Annotated in this window: 1 protein-coding gene; it reads left to right on the top strand. The window is 42.4% G+C overall.

Translation table 11 applies throughout. The features are described 5' to 3' along the window. The coding region (locus tag RJ41_RS14385; RefSeq protein WP_039222230.1) for a right-handed parallel beta-helix repeat-containing protein at window positions 1-443 on the top strand (443 nt) is incomplete at both ends.

Genomic DNA, 443 nt, shown 5'->3' with positions numbered 1-443 from the left:
GCCCATGGCGTATTGATACAGGGTGACGCCAATGCAACGTTAGACAATGTCACCATAGAAAATGTTGAGCGTTTTGGTATTTATGCGCCTAGCTCAATAACTGGTACATATGCTCTTAGCAACGTAACTGTAAAAAATGCAAAAGACTATGGCGTTCATTTATCTGGCCAGGGTGACTATACCGTTAACAACTTAAATTTGATTGATAACAGATACGGAGGCTATTGGAATCCTCGTGACGGAAAAGGCACCATCCATAACTTTGGTGTAACTGGAGAGACAAAAGAGGAATCTAGTCTGTTCGTTGAGGGAGAAATTCCATTTGATACTACTTTCTCTGATGATGTAGTCGTACGCAATACTTTGACTGTTGGCGCTGACGCCACACTTACGCTTCTACCTGGCAAATCAGTTTATGGTCTATCTCGTGCCAGCCGTTTAAT

It is taken from the genome of Alteromonas marina (assembly GCF_000808575.1).
GTDB lineage: Bacteria > Pseudomonadota > Gammaproteobacteria > Enterobacterales > Alteromonadaceae > Alteromonas > Alteromonas marina_A.
This window is presented reverse-complemented; position numbering and strand designations above follow the sequence as displayed.